At 70.2% G+C, this 18,143-nt stretch carries 17 protein-coding genes; 11 read left to right on the top strand and 6 right to left on the bottom strand.

What is annotated here, in order from left to right:
• Nucleotides 1-47 precede the first annotated feature (47 nt).
• On the bottom strand, nt 48-545 hold the full coding sequence (gene greA / locus OPF83_RS12190; RefSeq protein WP_264887733.1) for a transcription elongation factor GreA: 498 nt from the start codon (nt 543-545) through the stop codon (nt 48-50).
• Between the two features lie 151 nt (nt 546-696).
• On the bottom strand, nt 697-1,155 hold the full coding sequence (locus tag OPF83_RS12185; protein ID WP_264887732.1) for a DUF4307 domain-containing protein: 459 nt from the start codon (nt 1,153-1,155) through the stop codon (nt 697-699).
• A gap of 120 nt (nt 1,156-1,275) precedes the next feature.
• Between OPF83_RS12185 and mca the strand changes: the two genes are divergently transcribed.
• The 7 genes from mca (at nt 1,276) to OPF83_RS12150 (ending at nt 10,040) form a co-directional block, all read left to right on the top strand.
• The gene (gene mca / locus OPF83_RS12180) at nt 1,276-2,199 is read left to right on the top strand and encodes a mycothiol conjugate amidase Mca (protein WP_264887731.1); all 924 of its coding nucleotides are present in this window, start codon (nt 1,276-1,278) and stop codon (nt 2,197-2,199) included.
• A complete protein-coding gene (locus OPF83_RS12175) occupies nt 2,196-2,519 on the top strand; it encodes a hypothetical protein (RefSeq protein WP_264887730.1) in 324 nt (107 codons plus the stop codon). Before mca ends, OPF83_RS12175 begins: the two co-directional genes overlap by 4 nt.
• A gap of 214 nt (nt 2,520-2,733) precedes the next feature.
• Nucleotides 2,734-4,566, top strand: a complete 1,833-nt coding sequence (locus tag OPF83_RS12170; protein ID WP_264887729.1) for a hypothetical protein — start codon at nt 2,734-2,736, stop codon at nt 4,564-4,566.
• Nucleotides 4,567-4,622: 56 nt separating this feature from the next.
• Nucleotides 4,623-5,861: an exosortase/archaeosortase family protein gene (locus OPF83_RS12165; protein WP_264887728.1), complete on the top strand. Its 1,239-nt coding sequence runs from the start codon at nt 4,623-4,625 to the stop codon at nt 5,859-5,861.
• Complete coding sequence (locus OPF83_RS12160; protein WP_264887727.1) at nt 5,846-7,297, top strand: glycosyltransferase; 1,452 nt, start codon at nt 5,846-5,848, stop codon at nt 7,295-7,297. The genes OPF83_RS12165 and OPF83_RS12160 overlap by 16 nt, the downstream gene beginning before the upstream one ends.
• Nucleotides 7,294-8,943, top strand: a complete 1,650-nt coding sequence (locus OPF83_RS12155; RefSeq protein WP_264887726.1) for a glycosyltransferase family 39 protein — start codon at nt 7,294-7,296, stop codon at nt 8,941-8,943. Before OPF83_RS12160 ends, OPF83_RS12155 begins: the two co-directional genes overlap by 4 nt.
• On the top strand, nt 8,940-10,040 hold the full coding sequence (locus OPF83_RS12150; RefSeq protein WP_309297782.1) for a beta-mannosidase: 1,101 nt from the start codon (nt 8,940-8,942) through the stop codon (nt 10,038-10,040). The genes OPF83_RS12155 and OPF83_RS12150 overlap by 4 nt, the downstream gene beginning before the upstream one ends.
• Before the next feature lie 5 nt (nt 10,041-10,045).
• On the opposite strand, the gene OPF83_RS12145 is transcribed toward OPF83_RS12150, so the two are convergent.
• On the bottom strand, nt 10,046-10,747 hold the full coding sequence (locus tag OPF83_RS12145) for a CE1759 family FMN reductase (protein WP_264887725.1): 702 nt from the start codon (nt 10,745-10,747) through the stop codon (nt 10,046-10,048).
• Nucleotides 10,744-11,994 carry an LLM class flavin-dependent oxidoreductase gene (locus OPF83_RS12140; RefSeq protein ID WP_264887724.1) on the bottom strand — a complete coding sequence of 417 codons (1,251 nt, stop codon included), beginning with the start codon at nt 11,992-11,994 and terminating at the stop codon, nt 10,744-10,746. Before OPF83_RS12140 ends, OPF83_RS12145 begins: the two co-directional genes overlap by 4 nt.
• A gap of 385 nt (nt 11,995-12,379) precedes the next feature.
• Here OPF83_RS12140 and OPF83_RS12135 point away from each other — a divergent pair, with 385 nt between their 5' ends.
• The 3 genes from OPF83_RS12135 to OPF83_RS12125 all read left to right on the top strand — a co-directional run bounded on the left by OPF83_RS12135 (nt 12,380) and on the right by OPF83_RS12125 (nt 14,965).
• Nucleotides 12,380-13,453 (top strand): 3-deoxy-7-phosphoheptulonate synthase, encoded by a 1,074-nt coding sequence (locus tag OPF83_RS12135; protein ID WP_264887723.1) that lies wholly within the window; start codon nt 12,380-12,382, stop codon nt 13,451-13,453.
• Nucleotides 13,454-13,520: 67 nt separating this feature from the next.
• Complete coding sequence (locus tag OPF83_RS12130; protein WP_264887722.1) at nt 13,521-14,288, top strand: isoprenyl transferase; 768 nt, start codon at nt 13,521-13,523, stop codon at nt 14,286-14,288.
• Nucleotides 14,285-14,965: an MOSC domain-containing protein gene (locus OPF83_RS12125; RefSeq protein WP_264887721.1), complete on the top strand. Its 681-nt coding sequence runs from the start codon at nt 14,285-14,287 to the stop codon at nt 14,963-14,965. Before OPF83_RS12130 ends, OPF83_RS12125 begins: the two co-directional genes overlap by 4 nt.
• On the opposite strand, the gene OPF83_RS12120 is transcribed toward OPF83_RS12125, so the two are convergent.
• Together OPF83_RS12120 and OPF83_RS12115 are read right to left on the bottom strand one after the other, a co-directional pair.
• Nucleotides 14,943-16,526 (bottom strand): PH domain-containing protein, encoded by a 1,584-nt coding sequence (locus OPF83_RS12120; protein WP_264887720.1) that lies wholly within the window; start codon nt 16,524-16,526, stop codon nt 14,943-14,945. The two genes, OPF83_RS12125 and OPF83_RS12120, sit on opposite strands and share 23 nt — an antisense overlap.
• Nucleotides 16,523-17,026 (bottom strand): PH domain-containing protein, encoded by a 504-nt coding sequence (locus OPF83_RS12115; RefSeq protein ID WP_264887719.1) that lies wholly within the window; start codon nt 17,024-17,026, stop codon nt 16,523-16,525. The genes OPF83_RS12120 and OPF83_RS12115 overlap by 4 nt, the downstream gene beginning before the upstream one ends.
• A 52-nt stretch (nt 17,027-17,078) precedes the next feature.
• Between OPF83_RS12115 and OPF83_RS12110 the strand changes: the two genes are divergently transcribed.
• Nucleotides 17,079-18,143: tocopherol cyclase family protein (locus OPF83_RS12110; RefSeq protein ID WP_375546263.1), on the top strand; the 1,065-nt coding region annotated here is incomplete at its 3' end.

The raw sequence follows: 18,143 nt of genomic DNA, 5'->3' as shown, positions 1-18,143 counted from the left end.
GCCCGACATTCGTCAGAAACCTACCACCGGGAGGCGGTCGGCCACGGTCAGCTGTGGTACGGCTCCGCGGTCACGACGGTCACCTTGACGGTCTTGCCGTTGGGGGCCGTGTACTCACGGGTCTCACCGTTCTTGGCGCCGAGCAGGGCGCGGCCGAGCGGCGAGTCGGGCGAGTAGATCTCCAGATCGTCCTTGCCGGAGCCCTCACCGCGGGTACCGATGAGGAAGGTCTCCTTGGTGTCCTCGTCGCCGTTGTAGTAGGCCCGGACGACCGAACCGATGAGCGCGACACCGGTCTCCGTGGGGGCCTCGCCGACCTGGGCGTTGGCCAGCAGGTCGTCGATGGTCCGGATGCGGGCCTCTTCCTGACCCTGCTGCTCGCGGGCTGCGTGGTAGCCGGCGTTTTCCTTGAGGTCGCCCTCCTCGCGCCGCTCGTTGATCTCGGCTGCGATCACCGGGCGATTCGCGATGAGCGCCTCCTTCTCAGCCGTGAGGCGGTCGTACGAGTCCTGGGTCAGCCAGTGGACCTGGGTGTCGTTCGCCATGGCGCACTCCTATCTCTTCTACCTGTATGTAACAAAAACACGGCCCCGCGGAACGGGAGCCGTGCTGATGCGACGATCTTAACACACTGCACCGGGGGTGGCGGCGCCTCAGAGGGCCGGGCCGGAAACCTGCCGGTGGCCTCCCGGACCGTCAGCGTCGCAGGTAGGCGGGGACGTCCGTGCCGCAGCCGTAGACGTCGGCCATGAACGCGAGGGCGGTGGTGGGGACCTCGGTGGTGACCTGCACCGTGCCGCTCTCCGATGGCGGGACGAAGATCTCGCGGCGGCCGAGCTCGCCCTTGGACTGGTCCTGTGCGCGGACGATGCAGTAGACGGGGTCGCCGGGTACGTCGCGGGAGACGGTCATGATCACCTCGAGCGTGTTCTCGTCCGGGGCGTCGACGCTCACGATCTCGCCGGAGATCGAGTCGGTGGAGGTGAAGTCGTAGATCGTGAAGGCGCCGGCCACGATGATCCCCACCATGAGCAGCCCCAGCACCGCGGCAACGACCTTGCCCATGATGTTGTTCCCGCTGCTCTGCGGGCCGTAGCGGCCCTCGGGAAGCGACGTGGCGCGCTGGGGCCCGGCGTCCGACCTCGGCTGACTCATGCCCTCAAGGGTATCGGCAGGGCGGGTCCGGACCCGCCCGGGGGCACTCGGACTCGCACCGACCCTAGAATGGTGCGGACCCGAGTAGTGCGCGAGCAAAAAGAAATGGCAGGTGCCACGATGGCCGGTCTCCGGCTGATGGCGATTCACGCCCATCCCGACGACGAGGCGTCCAAGGGTGCGGCGACCATGGCGCGGTATGTCGCCGAGGGACACCGTGTCCTGGTGGAGACCTGCACCGGTGGCGAGCGTGGCGACATCCTCAACCCCGCGATGGACCGGCCGGACGTGACCGCTGACCTGCCCGCGGTGCGGCGCCGGGAGATGGCGCGTGCCGCCGACATCCTGGGCGTCGACCACCACTGGTTGGGGTACGAGGACTCGGGGTTGCCGGAGGGTGACCCCAAGCCGCCCCTGCCGGAGGGATGTTTCGCGCTGGCCGACGACGATGAGGTCACGGAAGCACTGGTACGCCGCATCCGCGAGTTCCGACCGCACGTCCTCATCACCTACGACGAGAACGGCGGCTACCCGCACCCGGACCATCTCAAGGTGCACTCGGCGTCGATGGCCGCCTACGAGGCCGCCGCGGATCCCGCACGGTACCCGGACGCCGGCGAGGCGTGGGCCGTGGCGAAGGTCTACTACACGCACGGCTTCCCCAAGAGTCGGCTCGAACTGCTCGACGAGGAGCTGTTCACCCGCGACGGGGTCCGCCACTTCGAGGAGTTCCTCTCCCGGTGGGGTGACCGCCCGGACGTCATGGAGCGTGTCACCACGCGCGTCGAGTGCGCGGCCTATTTCGAGCAGCGCAGCTCGGCCCTGCTGGCGCACGCCACCCAGATCGATCCGAACGGCTGGTTCTTCGCGGCGCCGGTGGAGATGCAGCAGCGGGTGTGGCCGACCGAGGAGTTCGAGCTGGCCGCCAGCCGGGTGGGCTTCCCGGATCTGCCTGAGGGACAATACGAGGCAGACCTGTTCGAGCGAGTCGATCCCCATGTCGACCTGCCGGTCGGACCGAGCACGAGTGAGGACCTCCGATGATCACCCTGGGACCGAACGTCCAGATCCTGGCGTACGAGTCGGTGATGGTGCTGGCGCAGAACCAGTCGCCGGGTACGCCGGGCGCCAACGACAATCCGGTGGGTCCGGAGTTCGGTAAGGCGTCGCCGATCGGCATCCCGGTCGTGCTGATCCTGCTCATCGCCACCGTGCTGCTCATCCGCAACATGAACAAGCACATCAAGAACCTGCCGGAGAGCTTCGACGCCGAGAATCCCGAAGCCGATCAGCTCGCCGACGAGGGCACCGACCGGTCCGGGGTTCCTGTCGACGACCCGGACGGGGCTCCGGACCTCCGCTGAGCTCCGTCGCCGTGAGCCGGGGCCCGCTCGGCCTGTGGGCGACCACCCTCTGACGGGTGCCCCGCTCGGCCAATGGGCGGAATCTGGCCCTGATCACCGGTGTTCAGCGGTATCGTCCCACCACGTGAGAATCGGTTTAGCACCTCTAGGTCGTGTGTCTGCAGGTCTGCTTGTCATCGCTCTCGCCTTTCCGGCGCCCGTTGGTGCGCGCACTGTGATCGGGGCGACCCCGCTGGGGATGTCGGACGAGATCGGGTTCAGAGATCGCACTGACGAGGTCGCCTTTCCGATCCCGGTGCCGAGGGGACTCACCCCGAAGACGTTGACGGGCACGGTACAGACGCCCGTCGATCTGGAGAGCGGGCATCTCGAGGCGTGGTCGGGGGATCTGCTGTTGGCCCGTATCGCCATCGACGGCCGCCGCGATTTCACGCCCGTCGAGATCCCGCTCGAGGGCGCTCGCGTACGCAACGGAGTGGCCGACGTGACGCTGCGGACCGTCCTCCACTCGGAGGGCGAGGCATGCCCGGACTGGACCGGGCGAACGCTGGAGTTTCGCGACGGCGAGGTGGTCTTCGACGGCGGGCTCGAGGTTCCGCGGGTGCTGGCGGACTTCATCCCCCCTGTACTGGAGCGGCTCGAGATCTACCTGCCCACCGATCCGAGCACCGTCGAGGCGGAGGCGGCTGCAGAACTGGCGCTCGCCGCATCGGCCAGGTTCGGTACCCGAGATCTCGAGGTGGCGATCCTGCCGGCCGACGGGGTCCGCGCGACGGCCGCCTCACCGTTTACCCGACGGGTGGAGCTGCGGGAGGAAACGGAGTCTCGGATCACGCTGGTCGAGGCTCCGGTCCCCACGGCCGAGGTCGTCGGTGACGCCAGCACCCTGGCCCACCAGGTTCGGTCGGTGTCGACGAATCTGCGGGACCTGGCGATCGCCGACTCCGTCTCCGTGGAGACGAACCTTCCGGTGCCGCGGGCTCTGGTCACCGAGGCGACGCTGAACGAGCTGGACATCGGCACGGTCACTTCACGAGGGGTGGGGACGGTGACCGCGACCTTCGGGCTCGACCAGACGCGTCTGGCGACGGCCGCCGGCGACGTCACTCTGGAGCTGTCGGGCACGTACTCCCCGCCGCCGGCGGATCATAGCGGTCTGGTGGTGGTGGAGGCCGGCGGTACGGTGATCGACTCATGGGTGGCGGATCCGTCCGGTCTGATCGACCGGACGGTCGTCGTCCCGGGTGACGTGCTGGGCCGCTACACCGACATATCCGTGTCGCTGCAGACCTCCGGCGCCGGAGCCTCGTGCGGGGTCGTCCAGCCGCTGACCATGGTGCTCTCCGGCGACTCACGGCTCCGGATCGGCGAGTCCGGTTCGCCGGCCCCTCGCGGCTTCGATTCGCTGCCCCAGGCGATGATGCCGCGGGTACAGGTGGCCACCGGATCTGCGTCACTCGACGACACCCGGCGGGCGATCACCATCCTCGTGGAGCTGCAGAGGCTCTCTGCCAGTCTGCTGCGACCGGAGTGGGTGACGGTCGAGGAACTCACCGACGGTGCGGCCCCGGGCCTGCTGGTGTCCTCCGACGGCATCGCGGACGGACTGCCGCTGCCACTGGAGTTGACCGGCGGCCGCACACTCGAGGTGATGGGCGCCGGGGACGTCGAGCCGGCAATCCTGCGGTTCTCCGAGGACATCGATTTCGCCTCCCTGCAGGTGGTGGAGGACGACGATCGCGCCATCCTGGTCGCCTCGACCTCGTCGGGTTCCGGGGAGCTCGACCGAACCCTCGAGTGGCTCTCGGCCGATCCGGACCGCTGGGCCGGACTGCGCGGCGACGTCCTGTTCACCGCTCCGGGCAGGGAACCGGTCCAGCTGTCGACCGCAGAGGCCGCCGGTGCGGCCGCCGTCGACGAGGACGGCGGGTCGGCAACGGTGCGCACCGCGCTGCTCGTCGGCTCGGTGGTCGCGGTCGCGGGAGTCGCGCTCGCCGGTCTCGCCTGGCTGGCGACCGGGCGTGGCCGCCCCCGACGGCGGTCGTGACGCCGCGGACCTCCGCGGTCATCGAATCCACCGCGCGGGGCGTACTGATCCTGGCAATGGTGGTTCTCGCTTTCTGGCCCACCTGGGGGCGGATCGCGGACGAGACCGCAGTGGGGGCGGGTAGCGCGCTCGTGTTCGCCCCACTACTCGGCGGGCTGCTCACCGTGAGCGCGCTCGCCTGGCGTCGCCGACCCGAGCTGCCGATACACGACCGCCAGAGCGATGCGATAGTCGGCACGGTCGTCCTCCTCATCGCCCTGATGGGTCAGTGGCTGCTCGTTCCGCGTTACGCCGGTGCGTACGTGCTGCTGCACATCGACGTGATGGCGGCGTGGGCGTATCTGCTGGGCTGCTGCGTCTTCGCCTTTGGACTCCGCCGCACGGGCCGCTTCTGGGCGGCGTGGCTCGTTCTGGCGGTGGCCTCTCCGGGTGCGATGCGTCTGGTCATGTACTTCCTCGGTGGTGGGCCGTGGGCGGAGGCCGCGGTGGTGGCCGCAGTCGTGTTCGCCGGCCCGGTGGTGGTCATCGTCCGTGGCGTCCGGCGGGGTCGACCGTCCGCCCGCGTGCAGTGGGCCGGGCCCGCGGTCACCGCCCGCCAGGCCTGGCGAAGTGTCCCGCTGCTGCTCGTGGTCGGCGTGGTGCTGTGGCTCGCCCCACTGCCGGGCGGCGCGCAGACCCGACTGGGCCACGGGCCGTCCGGCCCCGCCGGGCCCGGGCAGAACGTCCCCGCCGGGTGGACCGAACGGTCGGTGCAGGACATCCCGTGGGCGCCGCGTATGTTCGGACCGTCCGCGACCCTCTACCGCCAGCTACTGCGCGCCGACTCCCCGCGCGCCGACTGGGACACGCTGATGCGGCCCCGACAGGCGGTGGTGCAGACCCTCACCGTGTCCGATCCCGGACTGCTCGACCTCTACCCGCTGGAGATGACCTACGATCTGACCAACGCGCGCGTCGGGGAGCCTGAGCCCGTCGACCTGGGCCACGGGATTACCGGCCGGTACCGCACGGTGGTCGACGACGAGCGGCTCCTCACCTGGAGCCTGCTGACGTTCATCTGGACACGCTCGTCCGACCACGTCCAACGGGTCTCGGTCCTCACCGTGGACGACCACGAGTACGACGCGGAGTTCCCCGAGACCGTCCACGTGGCCGGTTCGACGTTCGGGCGGATGCTGTCCCTGTTGCTGCGCGGGTCGGCGTCGGTCACCGCCAGCGGCCCCCAGGACAAGGATCTCGCGATGCTCACCGAACTCGGCACCGACTTGGTGGAGGCACAGTGGCAGACGCAGTGATCCCGGCCCCGACTCCGGATGAGCAGGCCCGGAGCGACGCGGCGCTGCACGATTCCGTACACGGGCTCCGGGAGCGCGATCCGCTGGCCTCGGCGGCGGTGCCGTTCGTTCGCTGGCAGAAGTGGGTGGGCGTCGTGGCCGTCGTCAGCATGGTCGTCGCGCTGGTGGCGGCGACCGACGCCACGCTCATCATCCTCACCGCGCTGTGCACGGTCGCCTACCTCGTCACACTCGCCGACCGGGTCCTCCTGCTCTCCCGGGGGCTGGCGCGGGACGCGATCATGACGATCCCGGATGACCGGGCCCGCGCGGTGCCGGACTCGGAGCTTCCCCGCTACACGGTGCTCGTGCCGGCCTACAACGAGCCGGAGGTGATCGGCGACCTCATCGGCGCGATGGACGCGATCGACTACCCGGCCGACAAGCTCGAGGTGCTCCTCCTGCTCGAGGCCGACGACGAGGTGACGATCGACGCCGCCGAGGCTGCTGGTCTGGGCGAGGTGTGCACGATTCTGCGGATCCCGCCCGCCCAACCGCGGACCAAGCCGAAGGCGTGCAACTACGCGCTGCACTACGCGACGGGCGAGATCATCACGATCTTCGACGCCGAGGACCGGCCCGACCCGCTCCAGCTGCGCCGGGTCGTGGCGGCACTGGCCGATCTCGACGACGACGTGGCCTGCGTGCAGGCCAAGCTGGCCTTCCACAACGGTTCGCAGAACATGCTCGCCGCCTGGTTCACCGCCGACTACGCACTGTGGTTCAACTTCCTGCTGCCCGGCCTGATGCGGTCGGACTCACCGATCCCGCTCGGCGGCACCTCCAACCACATCCGCGCCGACGTTCTCTCGGAGATCGGGGCGTGGGATCCGCACAACGTCACCGAGGACGCCGACCTGGGCGTGCGGATCGCCGCCCGCGGCTATCGCACGGCGGTGCTCGACTCCACCACCCTCGAGGAGGCCAACCCCGACCCCATCAACTGGATACGGCAGCGTTCCCGCTGGTACAAGGGGTATCTGCAGACGTGGCTGGTGCACATGCGTCAGCCGGTCGCGCTGTGGCGGACCCTCGGCACGGTGGGCATGTTCCGGTTCACCACGTTGCTCGCCGGCACGCCGGTGATCGCCTGCCTGAACATGGTGTTCTGGCTGGTGACCCTGTCGTGGATCCTCGGCCAGCCCGCCCTCGTCGCCCAGGTGTTCCCGGCGTACGTCTATTTCCCTGCGCTGATCTGCCTGGTGCTGGGCAACGCCACGATCCTGTACTCAAACCTCGTCGCCGTGCGGGAGACCGGGAACTCGCGACTGTGGTGGGCCTGTCTTACCGTGCCGCTGTACTGGCTGCTCATGTCGGTCGCTGCTATCAAGGGCACCTACCAACTGTTCGCCAACCCCTCCTACTGGGAGAAGACCGTCCACGGGTTGGCGTCATGAGATCGCGTTCCCCGCACATCCCGCGTGCCACGCCGCTGTTCCTGCTCGCCGCCGCGGGCTATCTCGCCGTCGGCCTGTACCTCGCGCTGGGCGTGGGCTACCTGCAGGGCGACGCGCTGAGCCGTGTCGCGGACACCCGGGCCGCGCTGCTCTCCCGCGACCCGCACCTGGCCGCGATCGGGTTCATCTTCACACCGCTCACCGCGCTGGCTCAGCTCCCGCTGGTGTGGCTGTCCGAGTGGTTCCCGCAGCTCACCCGCTGGGGTCTCACCTCGATCGCCGTGAGCGCGCCGGCAATGGCGGGGGCGGTGGTCCAGGTTCACGCCATCGCCCGTGAGCGCCGCTGCTCCGCCTGGATGACGTGGCTGCTCACGGCTGGTTTCGCCCTGCACCCGATGATCATCTACTACGGGGCGAACGGCATGAGCGAGGCGCTGTTCGTGTTCTTCGTGGTGTGGGCGGTACGCCGACTGGTCCGGTGGACGACCACCGATGACGTGCACGACCTCATCGTCGCGGGCCTCGCGCTCGGCCTGGCCTACCTGACCCGCTACGACGCCCTCGCCGCCACGGGCACGGCCACGTTGCTCGTGGCCGCCGTCGCGTGGTACCGCAGCCGGCGCGGTGCGGTGGCGGTCCTCGACGGCCTCCTCGTGGCGGCGCCCACCGTGCTGGCGTTCGTGGTGTGGTCGGCCACCAGCTGGCTCATCACCGGCAGCGCGCTGGCCCAGTTCTCCTCCCGCTACGGCAACGCGGCGATTCTCGAGCAATCCGGCGGTGGCTCGGCGGGCGGACTCGAAGCGATCGCGTTCTCCGCGGCCGAGATCATCGTGATGGCGCCGGCCCTGGCCCTGGTGGGAGTGGTCTGCGTGACCCTCGCCGCGCGCCGACGCGACCCGGAGCCGCTCGCCCTGCTGCTCCCGCTGGCCGTCCTGGCGTTCGCCACCCTCGCCTACCTGCGGGGACTGACGTTCCCGTTCCTGCGGTTCTACATCATCGCGGTGCCTCTGCTCGTGCTGTGCGCGGTATTCCTCGCGCCCCGACACGGCCGGATGCGGGCCCGGCGGCCCGGCCCTCGACCCGTCGACCGCGCGGACGACCCCTCCCGGTGGACGACCCCGGTGTCGGCCATCGCGGTCCTCGCCGTCGTCGCCGGTCTCCCCGTCTCCGCCGCGGCGATGCTCTCGCCGGAGCTCTCCCAGGAACAGCACGCCCTCCACGCCGCGATCCTGCCCCGGCTCGGATACCCGGACCCCGAGCTCCGCCGCGAACAGGAGGCGATCATCGCCTCGTTCGACACCGAGCGTCGCATCGCCGAGTATCTCGATTCGCTGGGCCTGGAAGACGGATCGGTCATCATGGACACCATGCAGGGGTTCCCGATCATCGCTTCCACAAGCCACCCGCAGACGTACGTCATCCCCTCGGACCGGGACTTCGTCACCGCCCTCAACGATCCGGCCGCCCACGGCATCGAGTATCTGCTCACCGTCCCCAATGAGGGGCGCGGCGCCGCCGACGCGCTCAACCTGCGCTACCCGACGATCTACGAGAACGGCTCCGGCTTCACGTCGCTGGAGGCGGAGGTTGTCAACTCCGGACACGACAGGCCCACCTGGCGCCTGTGGCGGGTGGTCGGTTCGTGAGGCGTACCGCCGTGTGGCCGGCCGCCCGCCGCGCCGGGACGGTGGGGTTGCTCGCCGCTCTGGCGGCGGTGTTGTCGTGGGCGTCGTGCGCGCCGCCGCAGCCGCCGTGGGACGAGCCCCGGGTGGCCCCCCGCGCGACGGCTGTGGGGTCGGGCCTGTTCCTGGACGGGCGCCCGTGGTGGCCGACCGGGCTCAACGCCTACCAGCTGGCCACCGACTGGGTTATCAACGCAGGATGTGGTGCTGAGGTCGACCTGGACGCTTACTTCTCTGCGCTGCCGGACCGGTCCCTGACCCGCTTCAACGCCTTCCAGAGCCTGGCGGTCAACAAACACACGGGTGAGTTGGACTTCACCACCATCGACCGGGTCGTGGCCGCCGCCGAGCGCCACGACCAGATGATCCTGCCCGTGCTCGCCGGCCAGGACGGGGCGTGTGACGACGAGGTGTTCAAACAACGGGACTGGTACCTCGGCGGGTGGACTCGGCCGGGCGCGCTGCCACTGAGCCACCGCGACTGGGTTGCCGCAGCCGTGGGGCGCTGGTCCGGATCCCCGGTTATCGCGGCCTGGGAGCCGGTGGGGGAGCCCGAGCCGTCGATCTGTAGCGGCGACGACTGCTCGCTCGCCGCACGTACCTGTCCCGCGGATTCCGAGCGGGTCCTCCGCGAGTGGACCGACGAGGTGGGCCGGGTGATCCGTGGACAGGATCCGGGTCGGCTCATCACCGCCGGCGTGATCGGCGGCGACCAGTGCGGCATCACCGGTGACGGTTACGGGCTGCTCGCGAAATCTCCCTACGTCGACGTACTGCAGTACCACGACTACGACGACGCCGCTTGGCTGCAGCAGCGCCTCGACGAGGTCGACGCTCCGGTCCTGGTGGCCGAGGTCGGGCTACGCGCGGGCAGCTGCAACCCGCTCGACGGGCGGGCCGACCGGTTGGCCGCGCGTCTGGATGGGTACCGGGCCGTCGGCGCCGCGGGCGCGATGTTGTGGGCGTTCGTACCCGATCCGCGCCCGGACGAGTGCACCTTCGACATCGGTCCCGGCGATCCGATCCTCGCGCGCGCGGCGATGCAGCCCGGCCTCGGCTGACCTGATCAGCGGCCCAACAGATCTCCCATGGGCACGAAGTCGCCGAACTCGTCGTCGTCGGTCCTTCGTCCCCGACCCGCGTCGGCGCGCGTGGGTGCCACGGCGCCGGCCGTCACCCCGGCGAAGCGCAACATGTAGTCGGCCAGTTCGGTGCCGACGCGCCCCGCGCGGGAGGCCAGCGAGTTCTCGTCGGCGGCGGTGGTGACGGCGCCGAAGTCCTCGCTCGCCGCGAACACCGTGGTGGGCACGACGTCGGCCTTGAAGTACGCGAACATCGGCCGCAGTGCGTAGTCGATCGCCAGCGAGTGCCGCGCGGTGCCGCCGGTCGCGCCGAGCGCCACCGGGACGCCGGTCAGCGTGCCCGGCTCGATCACGTCGAACAGCGCCTTGAACAGGCCTGAGTAGGACTGGTTGTAGGTCGGCGTCACCGCGATCACCCCGTCGGCGCGCCCGATCTCGTCGAGCGCGGCCTTGAGCTTGTCGCCGGGGAACCGCGTCAACGTGGCGTCGACGATCTCGTGCGCCAGTTCCCGCACCTCGAGGACCGTCACGGTGACGTGGCGTCCGTGCCGCGCCAGCGCGTCACGGGTGGCCGCCGTGAGCTGGTCGGCGAGCATCCGGGTGGAGGAGGGGACGGAGGTTCCGGCGGCGACGACGACGAGGTTCAGCGGTCGATCGCCGGTGGCGGTGGCGTCGGGGGCGTTCACTTGGACTCCTTTCCGGCGGGCGAGTCGGCGAGGCGGGCCTGGTTGCGGCGGTCGCGGGCCAGCGACTGCTCCTGCGCGCGCTGGCCGCCCTCGACGGTGAGGCCCGTCCAGTTGTCGCCGGTGCCGAAGCGGTAGGCGTCGTCGTAGGCCGGCTCGTCCGCGGCGGCCAGCGCGGCGTCGCGGGCGGCGACCCGGGCGGCGTGGGTGGGGGCGTCCGGCACGTGGGCCGGGCGCAGGGCGTCGAGCTCGCGGCGCAGCACGGGCACGATCTCGGTGCCCAGGATCTCGATCTGCTCGAGCACCGTCTTGCGGGGCAGTCCGGCGTGGTCGATGAGGAACAGCTGGCGCTGGTAGTCGCCCACGTGCTCGCGCATCGTCATGTAGCGGTCGATGATCTGCTGCGGCGAGCCCACCGTCAGCGGGGTCTGGGCCGAGAAGTCCTCCAGCGACGGGCCGTGGCCGTAGACCGGGGCGTTGTCGAAGTAGGGGCGGAACTCGTTGACGGCGTCCTGGCTGTTGGCCCGGGCGAAGAACTGTCCGCCGAGCCCGACGATCGCCTCGTCGGCGGAGCCGTGGCCGTAGTGCTCGTAGCGCCTGCGGTACAGCTCGACCATCTGCTTGGTGTGGCTGATCGGCCAGAAGATGTTGTTGTGGAAGAAGCCGTCACCGTAGAAGGCGGCCTGCTCGGCGATCTGTGGGGAGCGGATCGAGCCGTGCCACACGAACGGCGCGACACCGTCGAGCGGTCGCGGGGTGGAGGTGAACTGCTGGAGCGGGGTGCGGAACTTGCCCTCCCAGTCTACGACGTCCTCGTGCCACAGGCGGTGGAGGAGCTCGTAGTTCTCGATCGCCAGTGGGAGACCCTGGCGGATGTCCTGTCCGAACCACGGGTACACCGGTCCGGTGTTGCCGCGTCCCATCGTCAGGTCGACCCGCCCGCCGGACAGGTGCTGGAGCATGGCGTAATCCTCGGCGATCTTCACCGGGTCGTTGGTGGTGATCAGCGTGGTGGCGGTGGAGAGGATGATCTCGGAGGTCTTGCCGGCGACGTAGCCGAGCGTGGTGGTGGGGGAGGACGTGACGAAGGGGGGATTGTGGTGCTCGCCGATCGCGAACACGTCCAGGCCGACCTGCTCGGCCTGCACGGCGTACTCGACCATCGCCTCCAGACGCTCATGCTCGGTGGGGATAGCGCCGGTGACCGGGTCCGGCGTGATGTCCGCGATGGTGAAGATTCCGAACTGCATGATGTGACCTCTCGTTTGTCTGGCGACGCTCCTAACGGTGGTGCGTCACCGGTCCTGGGTTGTACCCACCATAACTTGATGACACGTCAAACAAAGTAGGATCGGCCGGTATTCCTCGTCACTCCGGCGGCGACTCGGTTCTGCTACAGTGGCCCTCATGTCGAACGCTCGCGCATATTGGCGCTTTATGTGGGCTCCGGGTGGAGCCCGCGCCGCGAGCGCACGCGTCTTCTGACAGAGGCGCCGACACCCGGAGCCCAGAGGCGGTGACCAGATGGTCGCCGCCTCCCGCCATTTCAGACAGGCGGCCCGGGTGTCATTCGAGGGCACCAGAACATCACGGCACCCGGCCCGCCACCCGTTGAGAATCCAGGAGTGCACTGCCGTGACCATCACCGCCGAGAATCCCACCCAGACCGCCGACCGTCGGGTCCTGAAGTACTCGCCGCTGCCGACCCCCACCGAGATCCTCGACGAGCAGCCCCTGGGTGAGGCCCGCGGAGCGCTTGTGGAGCGCAGCCGGCGCGAAGTCGCCGACGTGCTGGCGGGCAGGGACGACCGCCTGCTCGTGGTGGTGGGCCCCTGCTCGGTCCACGATACCGAGGCCGCGCTCGACTACGCCGGGCGCCTGGCGACGCTCAACGCAGAGCTCGCCGAGGACCTGCTGATCGTCATGCGCGTGTACTTCGAGAAGCCGCGCACCACCGTCGGCTGGAAGGGCCTCATCAACGATCCCGCACTGGACGGCAGCTACGACATCCCGCGGGGCCTGCGCACGGCCCGGTCCCTACTGCTCGACGTGTTGGACCTGGGGCTGCCCGTCGGCACCGAGTTCCTCGAGCCCACCAGCCCGCAGTACATCGCCGACGCCGTGTCCTGGGGCGCGATCGGCGCGCGCACGACCGAGAGTCAGGTCCACCGCCAGTTGGTGTCGGGACTGTCCATGCCGGTCGGCTTCAAAAACGGTACCGACGGCAACGTCCAGGTCGCCGTGGACGGCTGCCGCTCGGCGGCGGCGCGCCATGTGTTCTTCGGGACCGACGCCGACGGACGCGCCTCCGTGGTGGAGACCGCGGGCAACACCGACTGCCACGTGATCCTGCGCGGTGGGACGGCCGGTCCCAATTTCGACACCGAGTCCGTCAGCTCCGCGGTCACCGCAGTGGACAAGGTCGGGCTGCCGGGTCAGGTGATGATCGACGCGAGCCACGCCAACTCTGGCAAGTCCCACGAGCGTCAGGCCGAGGTCATCGCGGAACTGGGTGAGCGGATCGGTGCGGGGGAGAAGGGGATCTCCGGCCTCATGGTCGAGAGCTTCATCGAGGCCGGCGCCCAGTCCGTCGAGGCGGCCGAGCTCGTCTACGGCCAGTCCGTCACCGACGCCTGCATCGGCTGGGACACCACCGAGCAGAGCCTGCGCGCTCTCGCGGAGGCGGTTCGCCGCGCCAGGACCGCGTGACCCCGGCCGGTGTCCTGTGTCGGCGGCGCCTCGCAGTAACGGGGGCGTGGCGCGGTAATCTTGCCGCGTGACCGCCTTCTCGCCCCTGTACTCGTTCTACGAATCCAGGTTGCGCGCCTCACTGGACGCCTCGAGGCTGCCCCGCCACATCGCCGTGATGGCGGACGGCAACCGTCGTTGGGCCCGCGAGGCCGGGTTCACCGACGTCACGCACGGGTACCGCGCCGGCGCCACCAAGATCTCGGAGCTGCTCGGCTGGTGCGACGAGCTCGGGGTCGACGTGGCCACCATCTACCTGCTCAGCACCGAGAACCTCAGCCGTGACGCCACGGAGCTCGAGGAACTGCTCGGGGTGATCGCCGACGTGGTGGACGAGATCACGGGCCCGGACCGCAACTGGGAGGTGCGGATCGTCGGCAAGCCCGACATGCTGCCGGAGCCCATCGCCACACGGCTGCGCGCGGCGGAGAAGGCCAGTGCCGGACGGCCGGGGTGCAAGGTCAATGTGGCGATCGGCTACGGCGGTCGGCACGAGATCGCCGACGCCGCCCGCGAACTCGTCGCCCAACTCATCGACGAGGGCAAGACCGGCCGGGAGCTCGTCGAGGGCATGACCGTCGAGGCGATCGGCGAGCACCTCTACACCTCGGGGCAGCCGGATCCCGACCTGGTGATCCGCACCTCCGGCGAGCAGCGACTGTCGGGCTTTCTGCTGTGGCAGAGCGCCTACTCGGAGATCTGGTTCACCGAGGCCTACTGGCCCGCGTTCCGCCGCATCGACTTCCTCCGCGCGATGCGTGACTACGGCAATCGCAATCGGCGGTTCGGCAAGTGACCCCGACTATCGCTCCCGGCGACACGTTCGGCATCCGCGCCGTGTGCGTGGTCTCCCAGCTCATCACCGTCCCCGGGCGCGTGGGGGTCTCGGCCATCGACAAGCGTCCCGTCGACGGTCCCGTCCGGGTCCGCGAGCTCGGTCTCCACGGCGATATCCAGGCCGACCGCAAGCACCACGGCGGTCAGTGGAAAGCCGTCTACATGCTGTCGGACTCCGATGTCGAGCAGTGGTCCGGAGAGTTCGGCGGCCCGATCCCGATCGGGTTCTTCGGCGAGAACCTCCGCCTGACCGGCGTCGACACCTCGCGGCTGCAGATCGGTACCGAGCTCGAGGTGGGAACCGGCGGGCTGCGCCTGCAGATCACCACCCCGCGCGTCCCGTGCCAGACCTTCGCCCACCGCACCGGCAAGGCGAAGTGGGTCCGCCGCTTCACCGAGGGCGGCCGCCCCGGCGCCTACGCCCGGGTCCTCACCGCCGGCCTGGTCGAACAGGCTGACGAGATCCGGGTGGTCACCGTCCCCACCCATGGTGTGACCATCGGGCGGGTCCTTGCGGGGGTCGACGACGACGAGGCTCGCCGCCTTTTGGCCGAGTTCGACACCGACGACCTCGCCCCGAGCCTTCTCCGCAAGCTCGACCCCGCCACCGATGTCAGGCCGACCGACCTCGACTGAGGTGGGCCCACACGTCGCCTGCGGTGCCCCACACGTCGCCTGCGGTGCCCCACACGACTGACGCCTGATCGGCGCCGAGGTCCGGCAGGCGAAACGCCCCGCCGCCGCCGGCCGAGGTGGCGACCAGCGTGGCCAGGCCGGCGCGACGCTGGAACGGCGTCCGGCGGATGTTCCAGCCCAGGATCCCGTCGCGGAGCAGCACATCCGTCCGACGCAGGACCGATCCCTTCCGCAGTGCCACCACCGTGTCGGTGACCGTATGGCCGAGCCCGCGGTGGTTGTCGACGGCGATCCACCACGACACGACCCCGGACACGACCAGCACGGTGACCGGCACCCACCACAGCCACGGCCACACCAGTGCCGGCACGAGTGCAATCGCCGTGAGCGCGACGGTGGCGAGGACGGCGCGGAGGTGTCGTCGTCGTCGGGCTGCAACCGGGTGACCCCGCAGCGCCCCGGACGCGGGGAGCTCCACGCCGAGCACCGACTCCGCGACCCCCACCGACACCTCGCGCGGCGAGGCCGGCACCAGGGCGGGGCTCGGCTTGGTCTGGCCGTTCTCGTCCTTGCCGAGCCCCACGCCGATCGCCAGCACGTCCAGACGAGCGGCGCCGATCCCGCGCAGGCCCGGCGGCTCGTGCAGGGTCACGCCGCGGATCCGGCTGCCATCGAGGGTCGTGTGGCGGCCGACCAGAAGGCCGCGACGCATCTCTAGCGAGCCGTCGCGGTGGAGGTCCAGGCGCATCGACCACCAGCTCTCGACGAACACCGCGACAGTGGCGACGGTGCCCAGCACTCCGATGATCAGTACGGCAGCCACCACGAGGAGCGGGATCGGGACGTGGTCCACGCGCTCCCAGACCTCGCGCACCAGGGCCGGCACCGCGTTGAACCAACTGGCGACCTGGAACACCAGGCCCACCCCGATCGCGCCGAACACCGGGGTCATGAACGACACTGGCGTGTAGCGGACCCAGCCCGGATCGAGGCGCGCGATCTCGGTGGAATCGGTGGACGCGCGCTCCGCGAGCAGTCGGCGGCGCAGGTCCTCGGCGGCCTGCAGGTCCAGTGACGCCAGGGTGAGTCGCGAGCCGTCCGTCTCGCCGCTCGAGAGCTTGACCGTCGCGATGCCCAGCCGGCGCTGGACCACGTTTGCCGAGATCTCCACATTGCGCACGCGCGGCGTGGCGATGGACGTGGTGGTGCTGGCCAGGAACCGCACCCGGCGTTCGACGCGATGGGAGTCGAGCCGGAACGTGGTGACGGCCAGGCGGACGGCCTCGGCGACCGCCGTCGACACCGTGCCCAGCACGATCCCGCCGACGCACCACAGCGCGATCCACCCGGCGCCCAGCCCGCCCAGAACCATGCCGATCGCCGTGGGCACGGCCGCGGCGACCAGGGCTCCGGCCGCGACGATCGTGCTCGCGGTGACCGTGCGGCGGTCCAGGTGGTGGCGGTCTCGGCTGTAGTGGTCCGGGCTGTGGCGGTCCGGGTGCCTGCGTTCTGCGTGTTGGTGGTCGGGGTGGTCGGGGTCCGGCTGCTCGGGCCCGGTCATGTCGCGTCCCGCTGCTCGCCCTCGGCGGTCACAGTGAGGCGCTGCGCGATCTCCTCGGCCAGACCTGCGTCGAGTGACCGGATGCGGACCGCCCCCTTCGACGAGGCCGTGGTGACCACCACTGTCGCCAGGCCGAACAGGCGCTCCAGGGGGCCGCGCGACTTGTCCACGGTCTGGACCCGCGACAGGGGAGCGGCCCGCCACTCCTCCCAGAACAACCCACTACGGCTGTAGATGGCGGTGTCCGTCTCCTCCCACCGGTGGATCGACCAGCGCACCCGCGGCACCACGACCAGAGCGATCACGCCCACCACCACCCACGCGACCGGAGCCAGGACCAGCCACGGACCGAAGAACAGTGGCAGGACCGGAAGTCCGACGAGCCCGGCGATCACGACCACACCGACCTGCACCGTCCACCATTGCCTGCAGCGTGGATCCACCCGGTTGCCCGGCGGTCGCAGGTCGAGGGGCGGCGGTGATCCGGCAGGAGCATTCACGGTGTTCACCGTAGGCGGGATGTGACACGCTTGCAGCGTGAGCGTCCACCGCATGTACCGGGCTACTGGGGCAGACCTGCCCTTCGGCGATCCGCTCCGCGCGCACGGCGTGGCCATGGAGGGATACTTCCTTCGGATCACCGACTCCGAGCACGGGCGGGTGGTGATCGCCCTCATCGGCGTGAATCGTGGGCCGGCGGGTCAATGGGCGACGCTCGGACTGGCCTCTGACGAAGTGACCACCCGGAGCGGGGACGACCGATCCCGCCGGGTGGGTGACGGGCAGACCGTGTCGTCGTCGTCGACCTACTCCTCCCTCCGACTGGCCGCCGCGCCGCACGGCTGGTCACACCCGCACCACGTCGGCGCCCGCTCCGGGGACCAGTTCGACTACCGCCACGACGGGATCCGCGTCGACCTGGGGGAGGGGGCTCGTCTCCACGTGGACATCACCGACACGGTGCCCTGGCCGGACAGTCCGTGGACGCATCGCGCGGTCGGTGGATCCAGCATCTTCCAGGCGGTCCCGCGGCTCAACCAGTACTGGCACCCCTGGCTCCTCGGCGGACGCGCGCACGGGTGGGCCGAGCTCGACGGCCGACGCTGGGAGCTCGAGGGCGCCGAGGTGTACGGCGAGAAGAACTGGGGAGCGGAGGGGTTCCCCGAGGCGTGGTGGTGGGGCCAGGCCCAGGCCTTCTCCGAGCCCGACACCTGCGTCGCGTTCGCCGGCGGACAGATCCATTCCGGGCCGCTGCGCACCGAGGTGACCGCGCTGGTCGTGCGGTTGCCCGGGGGTCGGGTGATCAGGCTGGGCAATCCCGTGATCTCGCCGGTGCGCGCCGAAGTCGGCGACGACGAATGGCGGCTGTCCGGTCGAGGCTACGGGTGGCAGGTGAGGGTGACCGGTCGGTCGCCCCTCGACCGTGCGCACGTGTTGCCGGTTCCGCTGCCCTCGCAGGGGAGGAACGTCGCCGGCGCGATCGAGCATCTCACCGGGGAACTCGAGGTCGAGGTGGGGCGGCACGGGCGACTCGTGTGGTCGGACCGGAGCCGACTCGCCGCGCTCGAGCACGGAGGCTTGGCGCGGGCCGAGGCGGAACTCCGGCGGCGCGGGATA

It is taken from the genome of Dietzia sp. NCCP-2495, from assembly GCF_026011735.1.
Taxonomy (GTDB): domain Bacteria; phylum Actinomycetota; class Actinomycetes; order Mycobacteriales; family Mycobacteriaceae; genus Dietzia.
Note: the sequence above shows the minus strand (reverse complement) of the source record. Positions and strands in the feature narration are given on the sequence as shown.